Genomic DNA, 1,059 nt, shown 5'->3' with positions numbered 1-1,059 from the left:
GAGACCGTGGAAGAGAGGCAACCGAACGACTAGCAAGATCAATAGCACAACTTCCCGATTGCGTACCGTCTGCACATTTACTACTGTCTCCTAGTGCCTTGCTTTCACTTATCACACATCTCTTAGGCTTGGGTTTGGGTTTGGGTTTGGGTTTGGGTTTGGGTTTGGGTTTGGGCAGAGCTTGTTGAAGAGAGGTGTCCAAAGAACAAGCACCACTTCCTGATTCCTTACTCTTACTTATTAAACGTTTTTTGGAAACAGACTCAGTACCCTCCTCCGTACATTTACTACCACTTCCTGATTTCTTTCTCCTATCCATCGCACGCTTTTTTTCATATTCTTGATAAGTTGAAAATACTACTACGGGAGCACTAACAGCATCGAAAATATTAATAAAATCTTCACAATCAGCACCACTCAATGATCTATCTTCTAGTCCAGCAAAAACTGAATCAGCTATGCTATCCCACTTCAAGTTAAATGCAGACTCCGCGTACCCGCGAACAGAGCAATCCAGCTTAGACAGAAAACTTAGTAACACTTCTCCACTTAGTGGCACTAGTCTACAATCAGAGGAACTAGAAAATACTCTAATACCAGCAAGAGAACGTATAAAATCAGGGCGGTACTTGGAATGATACAGACAAAGAAACCTAGCCATAAAACCAAGTAAATGCAGTTCCTTATAGGTTCTGCACCAAATAACAGCCTGCCCAACCATCGAAAGTCCATTACTCACGGACCTTAATAGGCTACCCAGTACCATCGAGCAAGACGTTTTGGCAGATTTACGAATGACAAAAAAGAGATCGTGAATTGGTTTAGCACTATCAGGATGTAACCTAACACCAAGCAAATCAACATATTGTTCAGAAGCAACTGCAGAAGCAGTTGAAGTACTCGCTTGAGATGGTAATGACTGAGGGTTTGGAAGAGAAGAATGCGTAAGGTCTACAACACTAGTTACTGGTGCTACACCCTCACCTTTACTGGCTTTTTTCCTTATATAGGCCTCTACCTTTGTTGATAACGCCATTGCGAGAATGCCAGCAACGTCAA

General features: G+C 42.5%; 1 pseudogene. It reads right to left on the bottom strand.

The features are described from left to right. A pseudogene (locus A6733_RS09320) lies at positions 1-1,059 on the bottom strand (hypothetical protein); the annotation flags it as partial.

It is taken from the genome of Candidatus Ichthyocystis sparus (assembly GCF_900078745.1).
GTDB classification, from domain to species: domain Bacteria; phylum Pseudomonadota; class Gammaproteobacteria; order Burkholderiales; family 2013Ark19i; genus Ichthyocystis; species Ichthyocystis sparus.
The sequence above is the reverse complement of the archived record's forward strand: the minus strand, read 5'-3'. Positions and strand labels throughout refer to the sequence as shown.